General features: G+C 58.2%; 19 protein-coding genes and 1 pseudogene. 6 read left to right on the plus strand and 14 right to left on the minus strand.

The window, feature by feature from the left end; all coding sequences use genetic code 11:
* Positions 1 to 23: 23 nt before the first annotated feature.
* Genes AC6I8F_RS16585 through AC6I8F_RS16600 form a run of 4 tightly spaced genes read left to right on the plus strand, consistent with a single transcriptional unit; the run spans position 24 to position 2,909 of the window.
* Positions 24 to 1,247 carry a SpoIIE family protein phosphatase gene (locus AC6I8F_RS16585; RefSeq protein WP_159377335.1) on the plus strand — a complete coding sequence of 408 codons (1,224 nt, stop codon included), beginning with the start codon at positions 24 to 26 and terminating at the stop codon, positions 1,245 to 1,247.
* A 10-nt stretch (positions 1,248 to 1,257) separates the two neighbouring features.
* Positions 1,258 to 1,809, plus strand: a complete 552-nt coding sequence (locus AC6I8F_RS16590) for a SiaB family protein kinase (protein ID WP_159377336.1) — start codon at positions 1,258 to 1,260, stop codon at positions 1,807 to 1,809.
* Between the two features lie 6 nt (positions 1,810 to 1,815).
* Complete coding sequence (locus AC6I8F_RS16595; protein ID WP_021507651.1) at positions 1,816 to 2,202, plus strand: DUF1987 domain-containing protein; 387 nt, start codon at positions 1,816 to 1,818, stop codon at positions 2,200 to 2,202.
* Positions 2,199 to 2,909 (plus strand): GGDEF domain-containing protein, encoded by a 711-nt coding sequence (locus AC6I8F_RS16600; RefSeq protein ID WP_021507652.1) that lies wholly within the window; start codon positions 2,199 to 2,201, stop codon positions 2,907 to 2,909. The genes AC6I8F_RS16595 and AC6I8F_RS16600 overlap by 4 nt, the downstream gene beginning before the upstream one ends.
* Here AC6I8F_RS16600 and mrdA read toward each other — a convergent pair whose 3' ends face one another.
* The 10 genes from mrdA to prfC form a co-directional block, all read right to left on the minus strand.
* The gene (mrdA, locus tag AC6I8F_RS16605; RefSeq protein ID WP_058759549.1) at positions 2,910 to 4,799 is read right to left on the minus strand and encodes a penicillin-binding protein 2; all 1,890 of its coding nucleotides are present in this window, start codon (positions 4,797 to 4,799) and stop codon (positions 2,910 to 2,912) included.
* Between the two features lie 257 nt (positions 4,800 to 5,056).
* Positions 5,057 to 5,770, minus strand: a complete 714-nt coding sequence (gene deoD / locus AC6I8F_RS16610; RefSeq protein ID WP_021507654.1) for a purine-nucleoside phosphorylase — start codon at positions 5,768 to 5,770, stop codon at positions 5,057 to 5,059.
* Positions 5,771 to 5,804: 34 nt separating this feature from the next.
* A complete protein-coding gene (deoB, locus tag AC6I8F_RS16615; protein ID WP_021507655.1) occupies positions 5,805 to 7,028 on the minus strand; it encodes a phosphopentomutase in 1,224 nt (407 codons plus the stop codon).
* 94 nt (positions 7,029 to 7,122) lie between these two features.
* Positions 7,123 to 8,445 carry a thymidine phosphorylase gene (deoA, locus tag AC6I8F_RS16620; RefSeq protein WP_241798022.1) on the minus strand — a complete coding sequence of 441 codons (1,323 nt, stop codon included), beginning with the start codon at positions 8,443 to 8,445 and terminating at the stop codon, positions 7,123 to 7,125.
* Between the two features lie 111 nt (positions 8,446 to 8,556).
* Positions 8,557 to 9,336: a deoxyribose-phosphate aldolase gene (gene deoC, locus AC6I8F_RS16625; protein WP_058770662.1), complete on the minus strand. Its 780-nt coding sequence runs from the start codon at positions 9,334 to 9,336 to the stop codon at positions 8,557 to 8,559.
* A gap of 436 nt (positions 9,337 to 9,772) precedes the next feature.
* Positions 9,773 to 10,549 carry a TatD family hydrolase gene (locus AC6I8F_RS16630; RefSeq protein ID WP_498028253.1) on the minus strand — a complete coding sequence of 259 codons (777 nt, stop codon included), beginning with the start codon at positions 10,547 to 10,549 and terminating at the stop codon, positions 9,773 to 9,775.
* Positions 10,546 to 11,598 carry a patatin-like phospholipase family protein gene (locus AC6I8F_RS16635; protein WP_031279725.1) on the minus strand — a complete coding sequence of 351 codons (1,053 nt, stop codon included), beginning with the start codon at positions 11,596 to 11,598 and terminating at the stop codon, positions 10,546 to 10,548. Before AC6I8F_RS16635 ends, AC6I8F_RS16630 begins: the two co-directional genes overlap by 4 nt.
* Positions 11,599 to 11,776: 178 nt before the next feature.
* A complete protein-coding gene (locus tag AC6I8F_RS16640; protein ID WP_007893192.1) occupies positions 11,777 to 11,938 on the minus strand; it encodes a DUF1328 domain-containing protein in 162 nt (53 codons plus the stop codon).
* A gap of 98 nt (positions 11,939 to 12,036) precedes the next feature.
* Entirely contained in the window at positions 12,037 to 12,627 is a 591-nt protein-coding gene (gene osmY, locus AC6I8F_RS16645) for a molecular chaperone OsmY (protein ID WP_021507660.1), read from the minus strand.
* A 259-nt stretch (positions 12,628 to 12,886) separates the two neighbouring features.
* On the minus strand, positions 12,887 to 14,476 hold the full coding sequence (prfC, locus tag AC6I8F_RS16650; protein WP_021507661.1) for a peptide chain release factor 3: 1,590 nt from the start codon (positions 14,474 to 14,476) through the stop codon (positions 12,887 to 12,889).
* A gap of 314 nt (positions 14,477 to 14,790) precedes the next feature.
* Here prfC and AC6I8F_RS16655 point away from each other — a divergent pair, with 314 nt between their 5' ends.
* Positions 14,791 to 15,405, plus strand: a complete 615-nt coding sequence (locus tag AC6I8F_RS16655) for a hypothetical protein (protein WP_498028254.1) — start codon at positions 14,791 to 14,793, stop codon at positions 15,403 to 15,405.
* Positions 15,406 to 15,411: 6 nt separating this feature from the next.
* Here the strand turns inward: AC6I8F_RS16655 and AC6I8F_RS16660 are convergent, their stop codons facing one another.
* The 3 genes and pseudogenes from AC6I8F_RS16660 to AC6I8F_RS16670 all read right to left on the minus strand — a co-directional run bounded on the left by AC6I8F_RS16660 (position 15,412) and on the right by AC6I8F_RS16670 (position 17,658).
* Positions 15,412 to 16,515, minus strand: a complete 1,104-nt coding sequence (locus AC6I8F_RS16660; RefSeq protein ID WP_058759555.1) for a M20 peptidase aminoacylase family protein — start codon at positions 16,513 to 16,515, stop codon at positions 15,412 to 15,414.
* A 10-nt stretch (positions 16,516 to 16,525) separates the two neighbouring features.
* Positions 16,526 to 16,999: a YjiG family protein gene (locus tag AC6I8F_RS16665; protein WP_021507664.1), complete on the minus strand. Its 474-nt coding sequence runs from the start codon at positions 16,997 to 16,999 to the stop codon at positions 16,526 to 16,528.
* Positions 16,989 to 17,658 (minus strand): annotated as a pseudogene (locus AC6I8F_RS16670) (nucleoside recognition domain-containing protein). Before AC6I8F_RS16670 ends, AC6I8F_RS16665 begins: the two are co-directional and overlap by 11 nt.
* A gap of 457 nt (positions 17,659 to 18,115) precedes the next feature.
* Between AC6I8F_RS16670 and ftnA the strand changes: the two are divergent.
* Positions 18,116 to 18,622, plus strand: a complete 507-nt coding sequence (gene ftnA, locus AC6I8F_RS16675) for a non-heme ferritin (RefSeq protein WP_058759556.1) — start codon at positions 18,116 to 18,118, stop codon at positions 18,620 to 18,622.
* A gap of 65 nt (positions 18,623 to 18,687) precedes the next feature.
* Here the strand turns inward: ftnA and AC6I8F_RS16680 are convergent, their stop codons facing one another.
* Positions 18,688 to 21,531, minus strand: coding sequence for a sensor domain-containing protein (locus AC6I8F_RS16680; RefSeq protein ID WP_058759557.1), 2,844 nt, complete (start codon positions 21,529 to 21,531; stop codon positions 18,688 to 18,690).
* Positions 21,532 to 21,581: the final 50 nt, after the last annotated feature.

Consider the following 21,581-nt stretch of genomic DNA (forward strand, 5'->3'; position numbering starts at 1 on the left):
TAATCAACGCCAGACTTTTTCTCATGCAGCAGCCTGATTTCCGCACCGGGCTTAGCGCCCTGACGGGTCGTGCCCGCGCGCGTTCGCTGTGTATTGCGGTGCCGTTCGTCACGCCAGCGATGGACAACACGGCGGTAATGGCGCTGTTTAGCGAACACAAAGATTTGATTGGCCTGCCGGTGGTGGAAAACGGCACGCCGTTCGGCATGATTAACCGCCACATCTTTCTGTCGCAAATGACGCGCCCGTTCTTCCGCGAGCTGTACGATCGTAAAAGCTGTATCGCCTTTATGGATAAACAACCGCTGGTGATCGATGCCGAAACCGAACTCGATCGGGTCGCGCAGCAGGTGGTCGCCAGCGGGGATAAATCAGTGACTGATGGTTTTATCGTGACTGAACAGGGCCGCTATATTGGCATCGGTCTGGGTATCGACCTGATTCGTACCGTCTCCGATTTGCAGGCGCAGCAGCATCAGCAAATTTTACAGAGCATCGATTACGCGCGGGTGATTCAGGACGCGATGCTGGACCGCTCGCGGCAGCAGATGGCGCAGCAGCTGAGCGACTGGTGCCTGCACTGGCAGCCGCGCGACGGCGTGGGCGGCGACTATTACGCCTTTCACCGCGACGAGCACGGCTGGCTGGCGCTGATTGCCGACTGCACCGGTCACGGCATTCCCGGCGCGTTTATGACGGTGATTCTGCATGCAGCGCTGGAGCGTGCGCTGCAGCACAACCATCGTACGCCGTCTGCCCTGCTGCAGGCGCTTAACCGCCATATCAAACAAACCCTGGGCCAGCTTAATGCCTCGCAGCAGACTTCGCTGTCCAACGACGGCTGCGATGCGATTGCGCTGCGGCTGGAGACGGCCAGCCATCAACTGAGCTGGGCCAGCGCGCGCATGCACGCGGTGCTGCAGCCGATTCAGGGTGAAGCAGCCGCGCTGCAGGCCGATCGCGTCGGCGTTGGCTACACCGATACGCCGCACGACTATTGCTGGCCGCAGCAGCAGCGCACACTGCAGCCCGGCGATGTGCTGCTGGTGATGAGCGACGGCGTGACCGATCAACCCGGCGGCGCGCGGCAGATTATGTTCGGTAAAAAGCGGATTCAGACGGTCATTGCACAACATAAAACCCTGCCGATGGCCGAGCTCTCCACGGCGTTTGCGCAGGCATTTCTTCACTGGCAGGGCAACCAGCCGCGACGCGATGACGTCACCTGGTTTGGCCTGCGTTATTAACGAGCCTCTTATGCCTCCAGCTTCCACCGGCACGCACCTGCCGCCCGACAGCGTTGCGCTGCACTATACCGGCTTCTTTTCGCCGCAGAACATCACCGCGATGGGTGAAGTGATCAAAGTGTTTCTGGAAAACCAGCAGGCCCCGCTGAAAGTGCGCCGCCGGCTGTTCTCCAGCTTTGTCGAGATTGTGCAGAATATCCTGCGCTATTCGCAGGACAGCCGTACCCTGAGCCACGCCGAACAGCACTTTCGCTTTGGCACCGTAACGCTGCACGTGGATGGCGATAACTACGTGCTGGAGAGCAGTAATCAGGTCGAACAGGCCGCCTGCGAGCAGCTGCGCGACTGGCTCGATCTGCTGCGTACCATGAGTAACGACGAAATTAAGCAGGCCTACCGTGTCGGTCTGCGCACCGAGAGCCCCGCCACCAGCAAAGGGGCCAATATCGGTTTGCTGACGCTTGCCCGTGATGTCAGTGAGCCGCTGGAGTATGAACTGCGTCCGCTGCCCGCCAGCGGCTACGCCACGTTTTGGCTTAAAGCCACCATTCACCAGGATTGAGGTTGTATGCAAAACCTGATTATCGCTGCCACTGAGAGCACGCCCGAAGTGAGTTTTGATTTTGCCACCCGCCAGTTTGCGCTGCGCGGCGAGTCGTGGCCGGAGAACGCGGCGGCGTTTTATCGCCCGCTGCTGGATGCCCTTGAGCAGTGGCAACCCACCGACAACGACGCGGTGGTCGTCACTATCGCGCTGCGCTACTTCAACAGCTCCAGCACTAAAATGCTGTTCAGCCTGTTCGATCTGTTCAACCAGCTGGCGCAGCGCGGTCAGCGCGTCACGCTGAACTGGCTGTTTGATGCGGAAGATGACATCGCGGAAGAGTTTGGTCAGGAACTGGCGCTGGATTTTACCGATCTGCAGGTTAATCTGCAGGCGGAACTGGCGTCATGATGGACCTCAATGAGCTGTTCCGTGAAGAGAGCGAGGTGCTGAATCGCTCACAGCATGTGGCGGCGCAAAACACGCTGAGCGCGCAGGATTACCGCGAGGCGCTGCTGCACCTGAATCGCCACTATCAGCGCCTGATGCGCGAAACCTGGCGGCTGATCTCCCGCAGCGATCGCGCGGAGCGCGAGCTGAACCGCGTAAATGAGCAGTTAAACCAGCTGGCGCAGGAGCTGGAGTACAAAGCCAGCCACGATCCGCTAACGGCGGTGTGGAATCGCGGCGCGATTATTCAGCGCATCAGCCAGACGCTGGAGAGCGGCCCGGCGGCGCTGATCATTCTGGATATCGACCACTTCAAGAAGATCAATGACGAATACGGCCATCCGATGGGCGATAAGGTGATTTGCGGGCTGGTGACGCGCATTCAGGCGCACTGCCCGGCCGGCGCCAGCATTGGCCGCATCGGCGGCGAAGAGTTTACCGTGCTGCTGCCGCACTATCGTCTGTCCGACGCGGTGATTGTCGCCGGTGCGATCCACGCCTCGCTTAACGCCTCGCCGCTGGCGGTGCTGCCGCAGCAACTGGTGACCGCCAGCCTCGGCGTGAGCTACGGCAAGCCGGGCTCCGATTTCGACACGCTGTACAGCAATGCCGATGCTGCGCTCTACGATGCCAAACACCACGGCCGCAACCGGGTATTTTTCCGCTGATCAGCGCGCCTGCGCGGTGCTGGCCGTCTGCATCGGCACGCTGCTATCCGGCGGCGGCAGGAAGATGTGGTCGAGGATATTGCGCATCACCGGCGCGGCCGTAATGCCTTCGTTACCGCCGTTTTCCAGAATCAGCGCCACCGCCACCTGCGGGTTGTTAAACGGCGCAAAGGCGGTATAGAAAATGTGGTCGCGCAGGCGCACCGGAATCATCTTCGCGTTGTAAGTCTGGTTCTGCTTCAGGCTAAACACCTGCGACGTACCGGACTTGGCGGCGATGCCGTACGGCGCGGTATGGAAATATTTATAACCGGTGCCGTTAGGCGCGTTGGCCATACCAAACATGGCGTGGCGCACCAGCGACCAGTACGGTGATTTCGCATCGCCAATCTGCGGCTGCGGCGCGGTCGGCTGGTAAACCTGCTGCCAGGTGCCGCGCTGTGCTTTGGCCAGCAGGTGCGGATTAATCACCCGGCCGTTATTGATCAGCGCCACCATGGCTTTCACCATCTGAATCGGCGTGGCGATCCAGTAGCCCTGACCGATGCCCACCGACACCGTATCGCCCTGATACCACGTATGTTTATGCACTTTCTGCTTCCATTCGCGGCTTGGCAGCAGCCCGGCGTACTCTTCATTCAAATCGATACCGGTAGGTTTGCCGTAGCCGAACTGGCTGAGCATGCTGTGGATGCGGTCGATGCCCATCATGAACGCCACCTGATAGAAGAAGGTGTCGGCGGACTCTTCAATCGCTTTGGTGACGTCGAGCATGCCGTGGCCGGACTTTTTCCAGTCGCGGTATTTGCGATCGGTGCCCGGCAGCGTCCAGGTCGGCGCGCCAAAGAAGGTGGTGCCCGGCGTAATCACTTTGCTCAGCAGCGCCGACATCGCCATGTAGGGTTTTACCGTCGATGCCGGTGGATACAGCCCCTGGGTGACGCGATTGATCAGCGGCAGGTTTTTATCCTGCAGCAGCGTTTTATAGGCTTTGTAGCTGATGCCCTTCACGAACGGGTTGGGATCGTAGCTCGGGCTGGAGACCATCGCCAGCACGCCGCCATCGTGCGGATCCTCAATCAGCACCGCCGCACGCTGCCCGGCCAGCTGGCTCTCCACATACTGCTGCAGATGCAGATCCAGCGTCAGCCAGATGTTTTTGCCTGCTACCGGCGGCACCTCTTTCAGCACGCGCACGATGCGGCCGTGGTTATCCACTTCCACTTCCTGATAGCCGGTTTTGCCGTGCAGCAGGGATTCGTAGTAGCCCTCAATACCCTGCTTGCCGATGTTATGGTCGGCGGCATAGTTTTCGCCCACGCCCTCGGCATTGAGCCGCTTGTAATCGTTATCGTTAATCTTCGACACGTAGCCGACCACGTGCGCCAGATCCGCGCCGTACGGGTATTCCCGATCCTGATAGGTATCAATGGTGACGCCGGTGAAGCGGAACTGATTGACCGAGAAGCGCGCCACCTCCTCGTCGGTGAGCTCGGCTTTTAGCTCCACCGGTTTATAGCGGCTGCTCTGCTTCAGTTCATGCTCAAAGGTTTCGATATCATCCGGTGTCAGATCGACGATAGGCGTCAGCGCCTTCAGCGTCGCCTGCATGTTGTCGATTTTGTACGGCGTGACGAGGATGTCGTACCAGGTAACGTTGCGCACCAGCGGGATGCCGTTGCGATCGAAGATCAGCCCGCGCGTCGGCGCGATGGGGATCATTTTGATGTCGTTCTCGTTGGAACGCGTCTGGTAATAGCTGTGCTGATCCACCTGTAAGCGATACAGGTTGATGCCAAGAATGGTGAAGCAGATAACAACCAGGGCAAACGCCACCAGCGCGCGGCGCACAAACAGTTTCTCTTCGGCTTCGAAATTGCGGAAATTCATCAGGGGCTTAGTCTCTTCATTATCACGCTAATGATAAGGAGAGATCGCCGCAGAGCCAGCAGGAAGATGCACAAGCCTGGGTAAAAGTGTGTCAGATGTTTACGGTGGAGCGGCTACGTCAGGAATGCGGGACAGGGCGTTGACCGTTGCTCGATCAGTCCCCTCTCCCGCGCGAGGGCGTTAACCGTTGCTCGATCAGTTCCCTCTCCCGCGGGCGGGAGAGGGTTAGGGTGAGGGCGAAGAAAAACCCAGGAAAATCAATCCCCCAGCAGCACCGACTCCAGCGCGATCTTAATCATATCGTTGAACGTCGTCTGACGCTCTGCCGCGGTAGTTTGCTCGTGCGTACGGATATGATCCGACACGGTACAGATGGTCAGCGCTTTGGCACCAAACTCTGCCGCCACACCATAGATGCCGGCCGCTTCCATCTCCACACCGAGGATGCCGTACTTCTCCATCACGTCGAACATCTGCGGGTCCGGCGTATAGAACAAATCAGCGGAGAAGATGTTACCGACGCGCGCGTCCACGCCCAGCGCTTTAGCCGCGTCAACCGCGTTACGCACCATATCGAAATCCGCGATGGCGGCAAAATCGTGATCCTTGAAACGCATGCGGTTAACTTTTGAGTCGGTGCAGGCACCCATACCAATCACCACATCACGCAGTTTCACGTCTGCACGCACTGCACCGCAGGAACCCACACGAATGATCTTCTTCACGCCGAAATCGGTGATCAGCTCTTTGGTGTAGATCGAGCAGGATGGAATACCCATACCGTGGCCCATTACGGAGATTTTGCGGCCTTTGTAAGTCCCGGTGAAGCCCAGCATGCCGCGTACGTTGTTCACTTCGACCACATCGTCGAGGAAGGTCTCGGCAATGTGTTTTGCACGCAGCGGATCGCCTGGCATCAGCACCACGTCCGCGAAATCGCCCATTTCGGCATTAATATGAGGAGTTGCCATTGTTGTTCTTCCTTATCAAAAAGTGGTGGCTGTTTTACAGCAAGCTTTTGCCGTAGTCCATGCTGGACAGGCCAAAATAGCTGGCGATGGTCTGGCCGATATCGGCGAAGGTATCGCGGTAACCCAGCGAGCCCGGTTTTACTTCTGGACCGTAGATCAGAATCGGGATGTGCTCGCGCGTGTGCTCTGTACCGTGCCAGCTCGGATCGCAGCCGTGGTCAGCGGTGAGGATCAGGATATCGCCCTCTTTCACCAGCGCCATCAGCTCCGGCAGACGACGGTCAAACAGCTCCAGCCCACCGGCATAACCGGCGATATCGCGGCGATGGCCCCAGGTCGAGTCAAAATCGACGAAGTTGGTGAACACTATCGAGTTGTCCGGCGCCTTCTTCATCTGCTCAATGGTGGCATCAAACAGCGCATCCAGACCGGTGGCTTTGACCTTTTGCGTGATGCCCTGCTCCGCGTAGATATCAGCGATTTTACCCACTGAAATCACTTCGCCGCCCTTCTCATCCACCAGCTTTTTCAGCATGGTTGGTGCCGGGGGTTCGACCGCCAGATCGTGACGGTTACCGGTGCGCTGGAAGTTACCGGCTTTATCGCCGACAAACGGACGCGCAATCACACGGCCAATGTTATAGCCGCCGTTGGTCAGCTCTTCACGCGCAATTTCACACAGCGCGTACAGGCGATCGAGGCCAAAGGTCTCTTCATGACAGGCAATCTGGAACACCGAATCTGCCGAGGTGTAGAAAATCGGCTTGCCACTTTTCATGTGCTCCTCGCCCAGCTGGTCGAGAATTACCGTGCCGGAGGAGTGGCAGTTGCCGAGGTAGCCCGGCAGATCGGCGCGTTTTACCAGCGTATCCAGCAGCTCCTGCGGGAAGCTGTTCTCTTTGTCGCTGAAGTAGCCCCAGTCAAACAGCACCGGCACCCCGGCGATTTCCCAGTGGCCGGACGGCGTATCTTTGCCTGAAGAGAGTTCGCTGGCGTAGGCGTACGCGCCGATAATTTCCGCCTGCGGATCCAGTCCCGGCGGGAAGCGGCCGGTAGAGAGTTCCGCCGCTTTGCCAAGGCCGAGCGCGGTCATGTTGGGCAGATGCAGCGGACCTTCGCGGCCTTCATTGGCGCGGCCTTCAAAGCACGCTTCGGCGATATGGCCGAGCGTATCCGATCCTTCATCACCGAATTTATCGGCGTCTTTGCTGGAACCAATCCCGAAGGAGTCGAGAACCATAATAAAAGCACGTTTCATGCAAGTCTCCTGCGCCATAGCGCGATGACAAGTCAAAAAAAAGCGATCAGATCAGTATACCCGAACGGCCGCTGCCTGGCACGCAGTTACGCCACTATTCGCTGATGCGGCGATACACCACCGGCATGGCCTCCGGAGCGTGGTCGCTGAGCGTTATCGCCGCTTTCACTGCCGCAGCGGCCTGCTGCCACTGCGCTTCCGATGCGGCATGAATCACCGCCAGCGGCTGCTGCGCATTGACCTCACTGCCCAGCGTGATCATGTCGCTGAGGCCCACGCTGTAATCAATGCTGTCGCTGGCGCGCTGACGGCCACCGCCCAGCGCCACCACCGCCAGGCCCAGCGCCCGCGTGTCCATGGCGCTGACGATGCCGGGACGATCGGCGTACACCGCTTTGCTCAGCATCGGTGCCGGCAGGTAGCGGTCCATCTGCTCGATGAAATCCGTCGGGCCGTTCTGCGCCGCCACCATGCGTGCAAACACCTCAGCCGCTTTACCGTTATCCAGCACCTGCTGCAGTTTTTGCCGCGCTTCGGCTTCGTTCGCCGCCAGTTTGCCGGAGATCAGCATCTCGGCGCACAGCGCCAGCGTGACCTCCAGCAGCCGCGGATTGCGCGCCTCGCCGGTGAGGAAATGCACCGCTTCGCGCACTTCCAGCGCATTACCGGCGCTCGATGCCAGCACCTGATTCATGTCGGTGAGCAGCGCGGTGGTTTTGCATCCCGCGCCGTTGGCGACGCCGACAATCGCCTGCGCCAGCTGCTGCGAGGCCTCAAAGGTTGGCATAAACGCCCCGGATCCGACTTTGACATCCATCACCAGCGCGTCTAATCCCTCGGCTAATTTTTTGGCGAGGATCGAGGCGGTGATCAGCGGAATAGAATCCACGGTGGCGGTGATATCGCGCGTGGCGTAGAACCGCTTATCCGCCGGCGCCAGCGAATTGGTCTGACCGATAATGGCAACGCCGACCTGTTTGATGATCTGGCGGAAGCGATCGTCGCTGGGGAAGATATCAAAGCCGGGAATGGCTTCCAGCTTATCCAGCGTGCCGCCGGTGTGACCGAGGCCGCGCCCGGAAATCATAGGCACGTAGCCGCCGCAGGCCGCCACCATCGGACCCAGCATCAGCGAAGTGACATCGCCCACGCCGCCGGTCGAGTGTTTATCAACAATCGGTCCGTTGAGATTCAGCGCCTGCCAGTTGAGTACCGTGCCGGAATCGCGCATCGCCATGGTCAGCGCCACGCGTTCTTCCAGGTTCATGTCGTGAAAATAAATCGTCATCGCCAGCGCGGCGATTTGCCCTTCAGATACGCTGTTATCACGCACGCCGTTGATGAAAAAGCGGATTTCCGCTTCGCTCAGCGGCTGGCCGTCGCGTTTTTTACGAATAATTTCTTGTGGCAGGAACAAGGTTGCCTCCCCGGAAAAGCGATCTATCGCTGAATGACAGCCGCCAGCTGCGCAGCAATACGCACCTGACGGCAGTGACACCGTGGGCCGCCATTTTAGCGACCGCGTGGATCAATAACCGGCTTTGCTGGTCGCCGTAGCGTGACCCAGGGTATTCAGCAGGCTGGCTAACAGGCTGGAAGCGCCGAAGCGGAAATGACGCGCATCCGCCCAGCCGCTGCCGAGGATGTCGTCGGCCAGCTGCAGGTAGATAGCGGCATCTTCCGCCGTGCGCACGCCGCCAGCCGGTTTGAAGCCCACCTGCTGCTGCACGCCTTTGTCACGGATTACCTGCATCATGATCGCCGCCACCTCTGGCGTGGCGTTGACCGGCACTTTACCGGTAGAGGTTTTGATGAAATCCGCGCCGGCATCGATCGCGATTTCGGACGCTGCACGAATCAGCGCTTCCTCTTTCAGCTCGCCGGTTTCGATGATCACTTTCAGCAGCACGTTCGCCGCCGCGCAGGCCTCTTTACAGGCTTTTACCAGCGCAAAGCCGACGTCACGATTACCGGCAATCAGCGCACGGTACGGGAACACCACGTCAACTTCATCCGCGCCATAGGCGATTGCCGCACGGGTTTCCGCCAGCGCGATGTCGATGTCGTCGTTACCGTGCGGGAAGTTAGTGACGGTCGCGATACGAATTTCCGGCGTGCCCTGCTCGCGCAGCGTTTTACGTGCAATCGGGATAAAGCGCGGATAGATGCAGATCGCCGCCGTGTTACCGGCCGGTGATTTCGCCTGATGGCACAGCGCGATCACTTTTTCGTCAGTGTCGTCTTCATTCAGGGTGGTCAGGTCCATCAGTTGCAGCGCGCGCTGCGCGGCGGCATTCAGATCGGTCATGGTGCTCTCCAAAGTCAGGCCGGTGAAATCTGCTCACCGGAGAATGTGATAATTATAACAACTCACGCCGCGTGGAATTGCGAGGCTTGTCACAAGGAAAAAGAAACCGCGCTCTGATATACATGAATTTAGCGATTTTAATCACATTAAATCGCTATTTTGCCGAACAGCGCGGCATGATGCGATTGTGATTATTATCACAAATGTTGCCGCAAAAAGGTATCGGATATCGTTAAAGCGTAGCTAATTTGCGGTAGAGAGGTGGGTGTACGCGCATCATCAGAAGTCGCAGAGGAGAGTTGGAGCGGTATGATTTATCGCGCAATAACTTGCGCCGCGACCAAAATTGCAACGGCCATTAAGCAGAGTTAACACTTCACTGACCGTAATGGCGCTGTTCCATGAAGTGAGATCGCGGCAGGCGCAGGATCAATACTCACTCCGGCAGGGCGAACAAACGCAGGCTGTTGTGCCACAGCGCATCGGCGATCTCATCGGGCGGTTCCGGGCGCAGCTGGCACAATACTTCGAACACATTACGCGCGCGCTCCGGGCGATTTGGCTGGCCCTGAAAACCGTGCAGCGGCATATCCGGCGCATCGGTTTCCAGCAGCAGCGCCTGCAATGGCAGGCTGGCGATGGTGTGGCGGGTTTTGCTGGCGCGCGCGTAGGTAATGGTGCCGCCGACACCAATCGCGTAGCCAAGGGCGATGAAACGCTCCGCCTGCTGCTGGCTACCGGCAAAGCCGTGCACCACGCCGCGTCGCGGCACGTCGTGACGGCGCAGATGCTGCGCCAGCTGATCGTGCGTACGTCGCGAATGCAGGATCACCGGCAAATCATAGCGCCTTGCCAGCTTCAGCTGCGCCTCCAGCAGCCGGGTTTGCCGCGCAAAATCCGGCGCTTCCATATACAGATCCAGCCCGATTTCCCCGATCGCCACGCGTTTTACATCCGGCGTTTGCAGGTACTGCTCAAGGCAATCGAGATCGTCATCCTGATGTTGCGCAATATTGATCGGGTGCAGCCCGAGCGCGCTATACAGCGCCGGATGCTGCTGCGCCAGCTGGCTCACCACGGCAAAACGGCTGGCATCCACGCACGGCACGATGATGCGTTCGATACCCGCCTGCGCCGCCTGCGCGATACTGTGTTCGGCAGCGGTAACAAATGGCGGAAAATCAAAGTGGCAGTGGGTGTCGATAAATCTCATGCCAGCGATCCTGCATCGTAGTCGGCGTCATTGCCCGCCAGCGGCGGCGTGCTGACCGGCCGGTTATCCGGCGCGTTGGCGACGGCGGCTGGCGGCGTCACGGCAATCGGTCGCGCCAGCGGTTCAGCATCGCTCAGCCACTGGCCCAGCGTCGCCAGGAAATAGCGCCCGCTGCGGCGGCCCAGATGATAATCCTGATTCAGTGACGCCAGACGACTGCCCAGCGCCATGCTGGCCAGCGGCTTGGGCGGAAAGATTTCAATGATGCGCAGATTATCCGGCGGCTGTTCAATAAACTGCTGAATCTGGCGGTAGCTCTCTTCGTGCTGATGCAGGATATTGATCATCGGCTGCAGGGCGCTGTCGCTCAGCCAGCGCTCCATGCGTTTAAACCACTTCGGCGTATACGCCATCTGTGACGGCACGGTACGGATCACCACAATGGTATCGGCGCCACGCCGCGCCGCTTCGCGCACCGGAATAGCATCACTGATGCCGCCGTCGAGATAGCTCACGCCATCCATCAGCACGCCGCTGCGGTAGAAACCGGGGATCGCGCTGGAAGCCTTAATGATGTCATGCCAGGTCAGATTGGTGGGATTGAAATACTGCGCGCTGTAATCATCGCTGCGGCAGGCGCACATGTAAAATTCGCTGCCTTTGGCAAACAGGCTTTCGGCGCTGCTCAGCGCCAGCGGGAACTCCTGTTTAGTGATATCGACCAGCCAGTCGAGATCGATCAGGTGGCCACCGCGCACAAAACGCAGCGGATCGAAAAACAGTTTACTGGTGGTGTATCGGGTAATCACGCGCCGCGCATAACCGGGCTGAGCACAGACAAAGGCTGAGAGATTTTGTGCCCCGGCTGAGGTGCCGAGCATTAACTGAAAGGGGTTAAAGCCTGCGCGCTGAAATTCATCCAGTACGCCCGCCGTGAAGATGCCGCGTTGCCCGCCGCCTTCGCAGACCAGCGCGATTTTTTTGGATTTGAATGGCGTGAGTGCCAGTGGCTCAAAGGTGTCCAGCGACACCGGGATGCGTATTCCCAATGGATGTCCCTCAGTGTTTGCTGCTCTGAGGGAGGCGCTCAATCAGCATCCCGGAGAACCAGTCATTGTCGTTCCCTGACCAACCGCATCCTGCAATCGTCGCGGCGCACCTTCAATGGTGGCAATGACTGGCCTCCGCTTTATGTGACTAGCGGGTTAACATGGTTAACGCAGTGGGTCAGGGTCGTTTGCGCCCGGTAAACAGGCTCACGAGGAACAGAATAATACCGACAATAAAGACAATTTTAGCTGCCCATGCTGCCGTACCCGCCAGACCGCCAAAACCTAATGCTGCAGCAATCAGAGCGATGACCAGAAAGATAATACCCCAACGAAACATAAGCCTCTCCTTTACCATAGTGAAAATCGAACTGCTTATTCTTCACATCACTGTTTTTAATACGGAACGGCACCGTTGGTGATGCCGTTCCGGTTGCGTTAAGATTTCACCTTGAGGTCATTCTTCACGCTTTTCACGCCTTCAATGGCTTTGGCGATCTTCTCAGCCCGATCGGACTGGGCCTGATTCGCCACTTCCCCGGACAGCTGTACCACGCCATCGGTGGTTTCCACCTTCACGTTGCGCGATGGCACAATGTCATCTGCTAAAAGTTTAGCTTTTATTTCACTGGTGGTTGCTGCATCACCTGCATAACCTTTCAATGAACTCTGTTTGCTGTCTCTGACGTGTAGTTTGTCGCTGACGGATTTAACCCCTTCCACCTTCTGCACCAGCGCCACAGCCTTCTCAGCCTGGTCCTGCGAGGTGACAAAACCGCTCAGCGTAACCACGCCCTGCTGCGTTTTGACCGAGATATCCGTACTTTTAATCGCTTCATCGTCCACCAGCGCGGCTTTGGCTTTGGCGGTGATGCCGCTGTCATCCATAAAGCCATCGACTTTTTTCATAGAACTATCGATTTTGGAACCCGCGCTGCTGCTGGTATCAGCCGCCATTGCCGCGCCGCTTAACAGCGCAGTACCGGCCAGTGCAGCAATCAGGGTTTTAGCAATCTTAGTCTTATTCATCGATATCATCCTTCTATCAGTTAACCCACTCGCAACCGCGAATGCGCCAGCAACACACCACGTTGCTGCGTGATGGACGTAATCAGACCCACAGGTCCGTTTTCTCGTCCGACAGAATAATCATAGTAGGGATTACAGCTTTTGCTGGCTTTTGTGGTTGATATCTCGCCAAAAAGCGATAACCGCAGCGCAATTAAGAGGAGTCTGTATCGGAGAAAACCGGGCGGCAGAAAGCAGCAGCCCGGTGAAGACGGCGAACTTAGTGCTCGCGCGTTTTACGGAAGGTCACGTCAGGATAGCGCTCCTGCGTGATGTTGAGGTTGACCATGGTCGGGGCGATATAGGTGAGGTTGTCACCGCCATCGAGCGCCAGGTTGATCTCGTTTTTGCGCTGGAAATCGTCGAACTTCTTCGCGTCGCTGCACTCAACCCAGCGGGCGGTCGACACGTTGATGGCCTCGTAAATCGCCTCAACGTTGTACTCGCTCTTGAGACGCGCCACGACCACATCAAACTGCAGCACGCCCACCGCACCCACGATCAGATCGTTGTTGTGCACCGGACGGAACACCTGCACGGCGCCCTCTTCCGACAGCTGGACCAGCCCTTTCAGCAGCTGTTTCTGCTTCAGCGGATCGCGCAGGCGAATGCGACGGAACAGTTCCGGGGCGAAGTTCGGAATACCGGTGAACTTCATGGTTTCGCCCTGGGTGAAGGTGTCGCCAATCTGGATGGTGCCGTGGTTATGCAGGCCGATGATATCGCCCGGATAAGCTTCCTCAACGTGCGAACGGTCGCCCGCCATGAAGGTAAGCGCGTCGGAAATCACCACATCTTTACCGGTACGCACCTGACGCAGCTTCATGCCCTTCTCATATTTGCCGGACACCACGCGCATAAAGGCCACGCGGTCACGGTGTTTCGGGTCCATGTTGGCCTGAATCTTAAACACGAAGCCGCTGAACTTCTCCTCTTTGGCTTCGACTTTGCGGGTATCGGTCTGGCGCGGCATTGGCGCCGGCGCCCAGGCAACCAGACCATCCAGCATGTGATCGACACCAAAGTTGCCCAGCGCGGTACCAAAGAACACCGGCGTAATTTCGCCGCTCAGGAACAGCTCTTTGTCGAACTCGTGCGATGCGCCCTGCACCAGCTCCAGCTCGTCGCGCAGCTGCTGCGCCAGCTCTTCGCCGACGGCCGCGTCCAGTTCCGGGTTCGCCAGCCCTTTTACCACGCGCACTTCCTGAATCGTGTGGCCTTTGCCGCTCTGATACAGGTAAGTTTCATCGTTGTAGAGGTGATACACGCCTTTGAACAGCTTGCCGCAGCCAATCGGCCAGGTGATCGGCGCACAGGCGATTTTCAGCTCGCTCTCGACCTCATCCAGCAGTTCCATCGGATCGCGAATGTCGCGGTCCAGTTTGTTCATAAAGGTGATGATCGGCGTGTCGCGCAGACGGGTCACTTCCATCAGCTTGCGGGTACGATCCTCAACCCCTTTCGCGGCGTCGATCACCATCAGGCAGCAGTCCACCGCCGTCAGCGTACGGTAGGTATCTTCCGAGAAGTCTTCGTGCCCGGGGGTATCCAGCAGGTTAACCAGGCTGTCGCGATACGGGAACTGCATCACCGAGGTGGTGATGGAGATACCGCGCTGCTTCTCCATCTCCATCCAGTCTGATTTGGCATGCTGGCTGGAGCCGCGACCTTTAACGGTACCGGCGGTCTGGATCGCCTGTCCGAACAGCAGGACTTTTTCGGTGATTGTGGTTTTACCGGCGTCCGGGTGCGAGATGATCGCAAAGGTACGGCGGCGCGCCACTTCTTCTAAAAAGGGAGCAATAGACATGAGTGAATTCTTCTTCAGGGCAACGCGCGAGCGGCGCGCTGCGAATAAATCATTCCGGAGCCAGTCCGGCGGATAACGGTACCAATGCGACGCATGCGCGTCGGGTCACAGCAGGGTGTGTGCGATCTACATTGGCGGCAGTCCGGTTATCCCATCAGCATTGAGGCGGCATAGCATACAATATTTCAGCAGGCGGGGGAATCTGCGGCAGGATGAGACGATGCTCGCGCAGTTCAGGACATGTCTTGTAAACACTAAGCGATGTCTGACTGAGAATGCCTGTCCGTAACCGTCACCCCGGCAAGGACAGCAAAATGACTCTACAGCTTAACCCACATACCTACAGCCCGTCGCACCGAAACGCCGCCCTGTCGTCGCCCGCGCAGATGTACCGCAAACCCGGCGAGATGCTGCTGATCAACGCGCCGGATAACGCCGCCGTGCCAGCCACCGGCCGCGCTGATTTTTCCCGCAGCAGCCTGCCGGCGCACCTGCATTATCTGCTCACGCCGCGCCCCGGTTTTTCTGCCGGTCAGCATTTTGTCCCGGAGTATCCGTACATGCTGGACGCCGCGCTGTCGGTCACTGCCCACCGGGGCGCGGTGTCGTTAGCACCGTATCACGCCGACAGTGACAAGTGCGCGCTGGTGATTGAGCGGCAGACGCTGGTGAAATTTGATTTGCCGCCGCTGCACGATTTGGTGCTGAGCTACATCGGTCTCAACACCTACTTTAGCGAAGTGCGCTTCTACAACCGTGCCGGACGCATCGTGGAGTTTCGTCGCCTGAACGCCAGCAAAAAGCGCCACGAAGTGTTCTGCTTCGCCGGCATGAAGCCGGTCTCACTGGTGATTGAGACCAGCCAGCACAGTTCAATTTTGCTCGATGAGATGGTGTGGAATCAGACCGTAGGCGCGGGTGCGCGCTGAGGCGCGTTACCCCAGCATGCGCACCACTGCCGCCTTGAAGATTTTCACACCGATCTCCAGCGAACTCAGCTCAAAGCGCATCTGCGGATGGTGCAGTCCCGGCACCAGATTGGTTCCCAGCCCCCAGAAACCGGCTTTCACCTGCGGATTTTTCACCGGATAGTAGAAGAAATCCTCGCTGCCCGGCGTGGTTTTCGCCGCCAGTAATCCCTGCTCGCCGAGCACATCGACAATCGCGGCGCTCAGCAGCGCGGTGGCATCGGCATCAATTTCCGCCGCCGGCATCTCTTTCAGCACCACCACTTCAGCGGTTGCGCCCAGCGCGGCCACGCTGTGCTGAATCGCCTGGCTGACTTTCTCTTTAAGCAGTTCCATCGGCGCGTTCTCCTGCGAACGCAGATCCCACACCACGCGCGCCTCGTCCGGCACCGAGTTGGTCACGCCGGCGTCGCACAGGAAGCGCGTCGCTTTTACGCTCCAGGTGAGGCCCGGTGCCAGATGAATGCTGTTCACCGCCTGCACCGCCTGGACTGCCGCATCAAGCGCGTTGACGCCGAGATGCGGTCGCGCGGCATGGGCCGGAACACCTTTAATGGTGGCCTCCAGCGTGCTGCACGCTGAATAGATCACCGCAGGCGTCGCCTGCCCGACCTGGCACTCCTCCAGCGGGCGCAAGTGGAAGCCGAGGATCATCTCCACGTCATCCAGCGCGCCGCCCTCAATCATCGCCAGCGCGCCGGCCCCCAGCTCTTCAGCCGGCTGGAACAGCAGCTTCAGCCGCCCTTTTTTAATAGCGCCTTCCTGCAGCAGCTCCTGCGCGGCGGTCAGCACCACCGACGAGTGGCCGTCATGGCCGCAGGTATGGCGGGCGCAGGCAACGCCGTCGATCACGTGCCCGAGCGCATCCATGTCGGCGCGCAATGCCAGCACCGGGCCCGGCACGCCGCTGTCGATCTCCGCCACGATACCGGTGGTCTGGTTGATGCCGCGCGTGACCTTAATGCCAGCCTGTTCCAGCTGGCCGGCGATGTAGGCCGAGGTTTTAACTTCCTGAAACCCCAGCTCGGGGATTTCATGCAGAAAATGGTAGTGATCGAGAACTCTGGACACCGTTTCGCTCCTAAACAAAAAAACGCATCACGAACATAGCGATAACCGCATTGATAATGCTGGTGAGCATCAGCAGCGGCCAGTATTTTTTCGGCACATCAGCAACGCCCAGCAGGCGGCCCATGTACTGCAACTGTGACCCCATAAGAAAAATCGCCGGCGCGAGGATGGTGATGTCGGTACCGCTCAGCAGGCCTTTCGCCATCAGGCTCACCGCCACCCCGACGCTGGCCGAGGATGACAGCCATGCGGTCAGCAGCACGGTGATCGCCTCGCCGGGCAAACCGAAAATCCCCATCAGCGGCGCAAACGCGTGGCCAAGAAACTGCATGATGCCGAGCAGATTCAGCACTTCCGCCAGTACGTAGGCCATCACCACATTGGGCATCAGATTGTGAATAGCAATATGGAAGCCTTTACGCGCGCCGACAATAAAAATATCAAACGGATTATTATTGACCCGCGTCTGTACGTTATTTGACATCAGCAAAATCCTTCTTATAAACACTGTTTAACACAAAACGGACAAATGCCGCACCGACGAATTTCAGCACAAACATCAGCAGCAGCGGAATAATGATTGGTGCACTCATGGACGCAAATAGCGCCGAGCCAATGGCAAAATAATTATTGATCAGTCCGGCACCGGAATATTGCCAGGCGCTCATCACCACCAGCTCTTTTTTACCAATTTGCTGCTGATCCGCCATCTCTTTGGTGAGCGCCGCGCCGGCATCGGTACTTTGCAGATCGGTAATCAGCGCCAGGCCGCAGCGTCCCGGCAACCCCATCAGCGGTTTCAGCAGTGGCGTCAGCAGCGTGTGGGCGGCACGAATCGCGCCGTAGTGGGTGAAAATCTCCAGCACGCCCAGCGCCAGCATCACAGTGGGTGCCAGCGACAGCGCGAACAGGAAGCCGGCTTTAGCGCTGATGCCGCCGGCGCCGAGAAAGGTGGAACCTGATTCTTTGATGGTGCCAAAGCTGCCGCCCAGCGTGGTGAAATCAAACGCGCCCAGCCAGCTAAAGCCTTCGACCTTATAAAGCAAACCGGAAAAAAAACAGTATTGCCAGTATCAGCGCGAGATAATTTCCGGCGCTTGCCGTGACCGTTTGTGGCGCGGCCATGATTTTTTCTTTAGACATCTTTTCTCCTGCTGGCCCTATTTCTGCCAGACGTGGTTGCAATATACGGAACTATTTACCAAGCAGGATTTATGCCAACGCGCACTTTCTTTAATTTCGCTATGGCTAATTTTGTTCAGTAACAAGCAGCAGCCGGAATAAGCGTTTATATCGCCGTGCCAGCTTTATTGCTGGTCGCGCCAGTGCTTATTTTATCGGCGGGTTGACTGGCGAAGAAGTGATCGGTGCAGTTGTACGCTGCACCGCCAGCAGGCAACGCAGCTGCACTAAAACAGTGCTGCGGACTGTGAATGAAAATTAGTCAAAGTTGAGAATTCTTCGCATTCAACTAGCGGAATAATTCCATTTATAATCAATAAGATAAATTCAACTTTTTTACGAAAAAACCTTCACAAAAAAGTATAGATTGATGCATAATTCGCCGTACTTCACCTGATAAATTAAAAAGGACTCAGCCATGTTAACCGCTGAAATGACCTCACGCCTGAACGACCAGCTTAACCTCGAATTCTTCTCCGCCAACCTCTATCTGCAGATGAGTGCCTGGTGCAGCGACAAAGGCTTCGAAGGTGCCGCCTCCTTCCTGAAAATGCACTCGCGCGAAGAGATGCAGCATATGCAGAAGCTGTTTGATTACGTCAGCGATGCCGGTTCACTGCCGGTGCTGGGCAGCATCGCCGCGCCGGCGGTGAGCTGGACCTCGCTGAATGACGTACTGGAAGAAGCGCTCAAGCACGAGCAGCTGATCACCAGCAAAATCAACGAGCTGGTGCACGCCGCGCTGACTTCGCAGGATTACTCCACCTTTAACTTCCTGCAGTGGTACGTTGCCGAGCAGCACGAAGAAGAGAAGCTGTTCAAAACCGTGCTGGACAAGCTGGCGCTGGTGGGCAACAAAGGCGAAGGTCTGTTCCTGGTGGACAAAGATCTGGGCCGCATGAACGTCGAAGGCCACGGCCAGTAAAAATAATAAAGATTATGCACAGCAGCATGCACAACGCCCGACCCTGTCGGGCGTTTTTTTTGTGCTTACTCCAGCGCCTTCAGTCTGAGCTCCGACGGCTGTGGCCGGCCAAACAGGTAGCCCTGAAACAGCGTACAGCCCTCTTCGCGCAGGCGGACAAACTGCTCATTACTCTCCACGCCCTCTGCGGTGATCTGAATATCCAGGCTGCGGCTCATGCCGGTAATCGCGCGGATGATCGCCAGCGCCTCGCGGCTGTCGCCCATATCATTGATAAATGACTTGTCGATTTTGATCTTATCGAACGGGAACGAACGCAGATAGCTGAGCGACGAGTAGCCGGTGCCGAAGTCGTCGAGCGCAATCTGCACGCCCAGCGTTTTCAGGCTCTGCAGCGTGCGGATATTGCCGAGCGTATCATCCAGCAGCACCGATTCGGTGATCTCCACCTCCAGCCGATGCGGCGCCAGGCCGGATTCGCGCAGCGCGCCCTCCACCACAGATACCAGCGAGCTGTTCTTAAACTGCAGCGGCGACAGGTTGACCGACACCGACTGTTCGGTTTCCCAGCTCTGCGCCTCGCGGCAGGCTTCGTACAGCGCATAGGCGCCGAGCATATGGATCAGCCCGGTCTCTTCGGCAATCGGAATGAAGTCATTCGGCATGATCAACCCTTTGATCGGATGATGCCAGCGCATCAGCGCCTCATAGCCAATGATGCCGGTCTCGTTGGTGATCGGCTGATAGTAGAGCTTGAGCTGCCGTCCGGTGATCGCCTCGCGCAGATCGTTCTCGATCACCCGGCGGCTGCGCGCCACATTATCCATCTCCAGCGTAAAGTGCTCATAGCGGTTACGGCCGTTACGCTTGGCTTCATACAGCGCCATGTCGGCGCAGCGCAGCATGTGTTCCGGCGTATTGGTGGCCTGCGAAGTCAGCGCGATGCCGACGCTCAGCCCGACCGACAGGTTGTGGCCTTCAACATTCACCGGCGGGCGGATCGCCTCGATCAGGCGCTGCGCCACAATCGCAGCCTCATCGGCATTCCGCACGTTGGGCAGCACGATGGCAAACTCATCGCCGCCGATGCGCGCCAGCGTGTCCTGATCGCGCAGTACGCTGCGCAGCCGCTTCGCCACCACCCGCAGCAGATCGTCACCGATTTGATGCCCCAGCGCATCGTTCACGTTCTTGAAGTTATCCAGATCGAGGCACAGCGTGGCGCTGGTCTGGCCCTGCTGCTGATCGACACGCAGCGCCTCGCTCAGCTTCTGGCGAAACAGGATGCGGTTCGGCAGGCTGGTAAGATTATCGTGATGCGCCATGTGACGAATGCGCGCATCGGCTTCGCGCTGATCGGTGACGTCTTCCACAATCAGCATCACGTAATTCTGCCGCATGTCTTTGCCGCTGATGGTGGTGGCGCGCGTGTGCAGCACCCGCTCACCGCCAGCGGTCAGCAAGAGCTGCTCGCGCGTGTGGATGCCTTCGCTGCGCAGCGCGATATCCGCCAGGCTGTTGAAGTAATCACTCAGTTCCGCCGACATACATTCGTGCGGCCGCTTATGCATAATCAGCGACTTACTGAAGCCAAACAGCTGCTCGGCTTTGTCATTGACCATCAGGATTTCGCGGCTGATGGCGTCTTCGACGATCACGCAGGAGGGAATGTTGCTGATGATGGTGTCGAGGAAGCCGGAAAGCTCCGACATTTTGGCGCTCTGCGCCTGCGCCAGATCGCGCGCGCGCAGCAGTTGCTGCTCGTGCTCACGCCGCTCGGTGACGTCGCGGGTGATCTTGGCGAAGCCGATCATTTTGCCCTCTTCATCATGAATCGCGTCAATCACCACATGCGCCCAGAAGGCGGAGCCGTCTTTGCGGTAGCGCCAGCCCTCGTCCTCAAAGCGACCGGTTTTCAGCGCGATGCCCAGATTGGCATCCGGCGTACGCGCCTGACGTTCCGGTGAGCCGTAGAACACGGAGAAGTGCTGGCCCACGATCTCGTCAGCCATGTAGCCTTTGGCGCGCTGCGCGCCGGCGTTCCAGTTCACCACCCGGCCCTGTAAATCCAGCATGTAGATGGCGTAATCCGTCACGCCTTCCACTAACAGGCGGAAGGTTTTCTCGTATTCACGCTGCTTGCGCAGCAGCGCCTGCTGTTCGGTGCAGTCGCGGGTAATTTTGGCATAGCCGATCAGTTTGCCGGCGTCATCGCGAATCGCGTCGATGATCACGTGCGCCCAGAAGGCGCTGCCATCTTTGCGATAGCGCCAGCCTTCGTCTTCAAAGCGACCGGTTTTAAACGCGGTGGTCAGGTTGCGTTCCGGGATATGGTTCAGGCGATCCTGTGCGCTGTAGAAGCGCGAGAAGTGCTGGCCGACAATCTCTTCGGCCACGTAGCCTTTGGCGCGCTGTGCGCCGGCGTTCCAGTTTTCGACGTTGCCGTCAAGGTCGAGCATGTAGATGGCGTAGTCCGTTACGCCTTCAACCAATAAACGGAAACGCTGCTCCTGTTCCTGTTGTTTACGCTGCTGCGCCTGCTGTTCGGTGCAGTCGCGGGTGATTTTGGCAAAGCCCAGCAATTCGCCGTACTCATCGCGGATGGCGTCGATCACCACGTGCGCCCAGAAGGCGCTGCCGTCCTTGCGATAGCGCCAGCCTTCGGTTTCATAGCGCCCGGTGGCGGTGGCGATGGCCAGACCGCGCTGCGGCGCGCCGTTGCGCCGATCCTCTTCACTGTAAAACAGCGCAAAATTCTTCCCGACAATCTCTTCGGGGGTATAGCCTTTGGCGCGTTGCGCCCCGATGTTCCAGTTAGCCACCGTGCCATCCGGCTTAATCATGTAGATGGCGTAATCCACCACGCTCTGCACCAGTAGCCGGTACATTACGTCTGAGTTATTGTTCATTGTTGTTCGCCTATGCTGGCCTGGTCTCGATGCGCAGTTAAGATAATTCT

The organism is gamma proteobacterium symbiont of Axiagastus rosmarus (assembly GCF_059730925.1).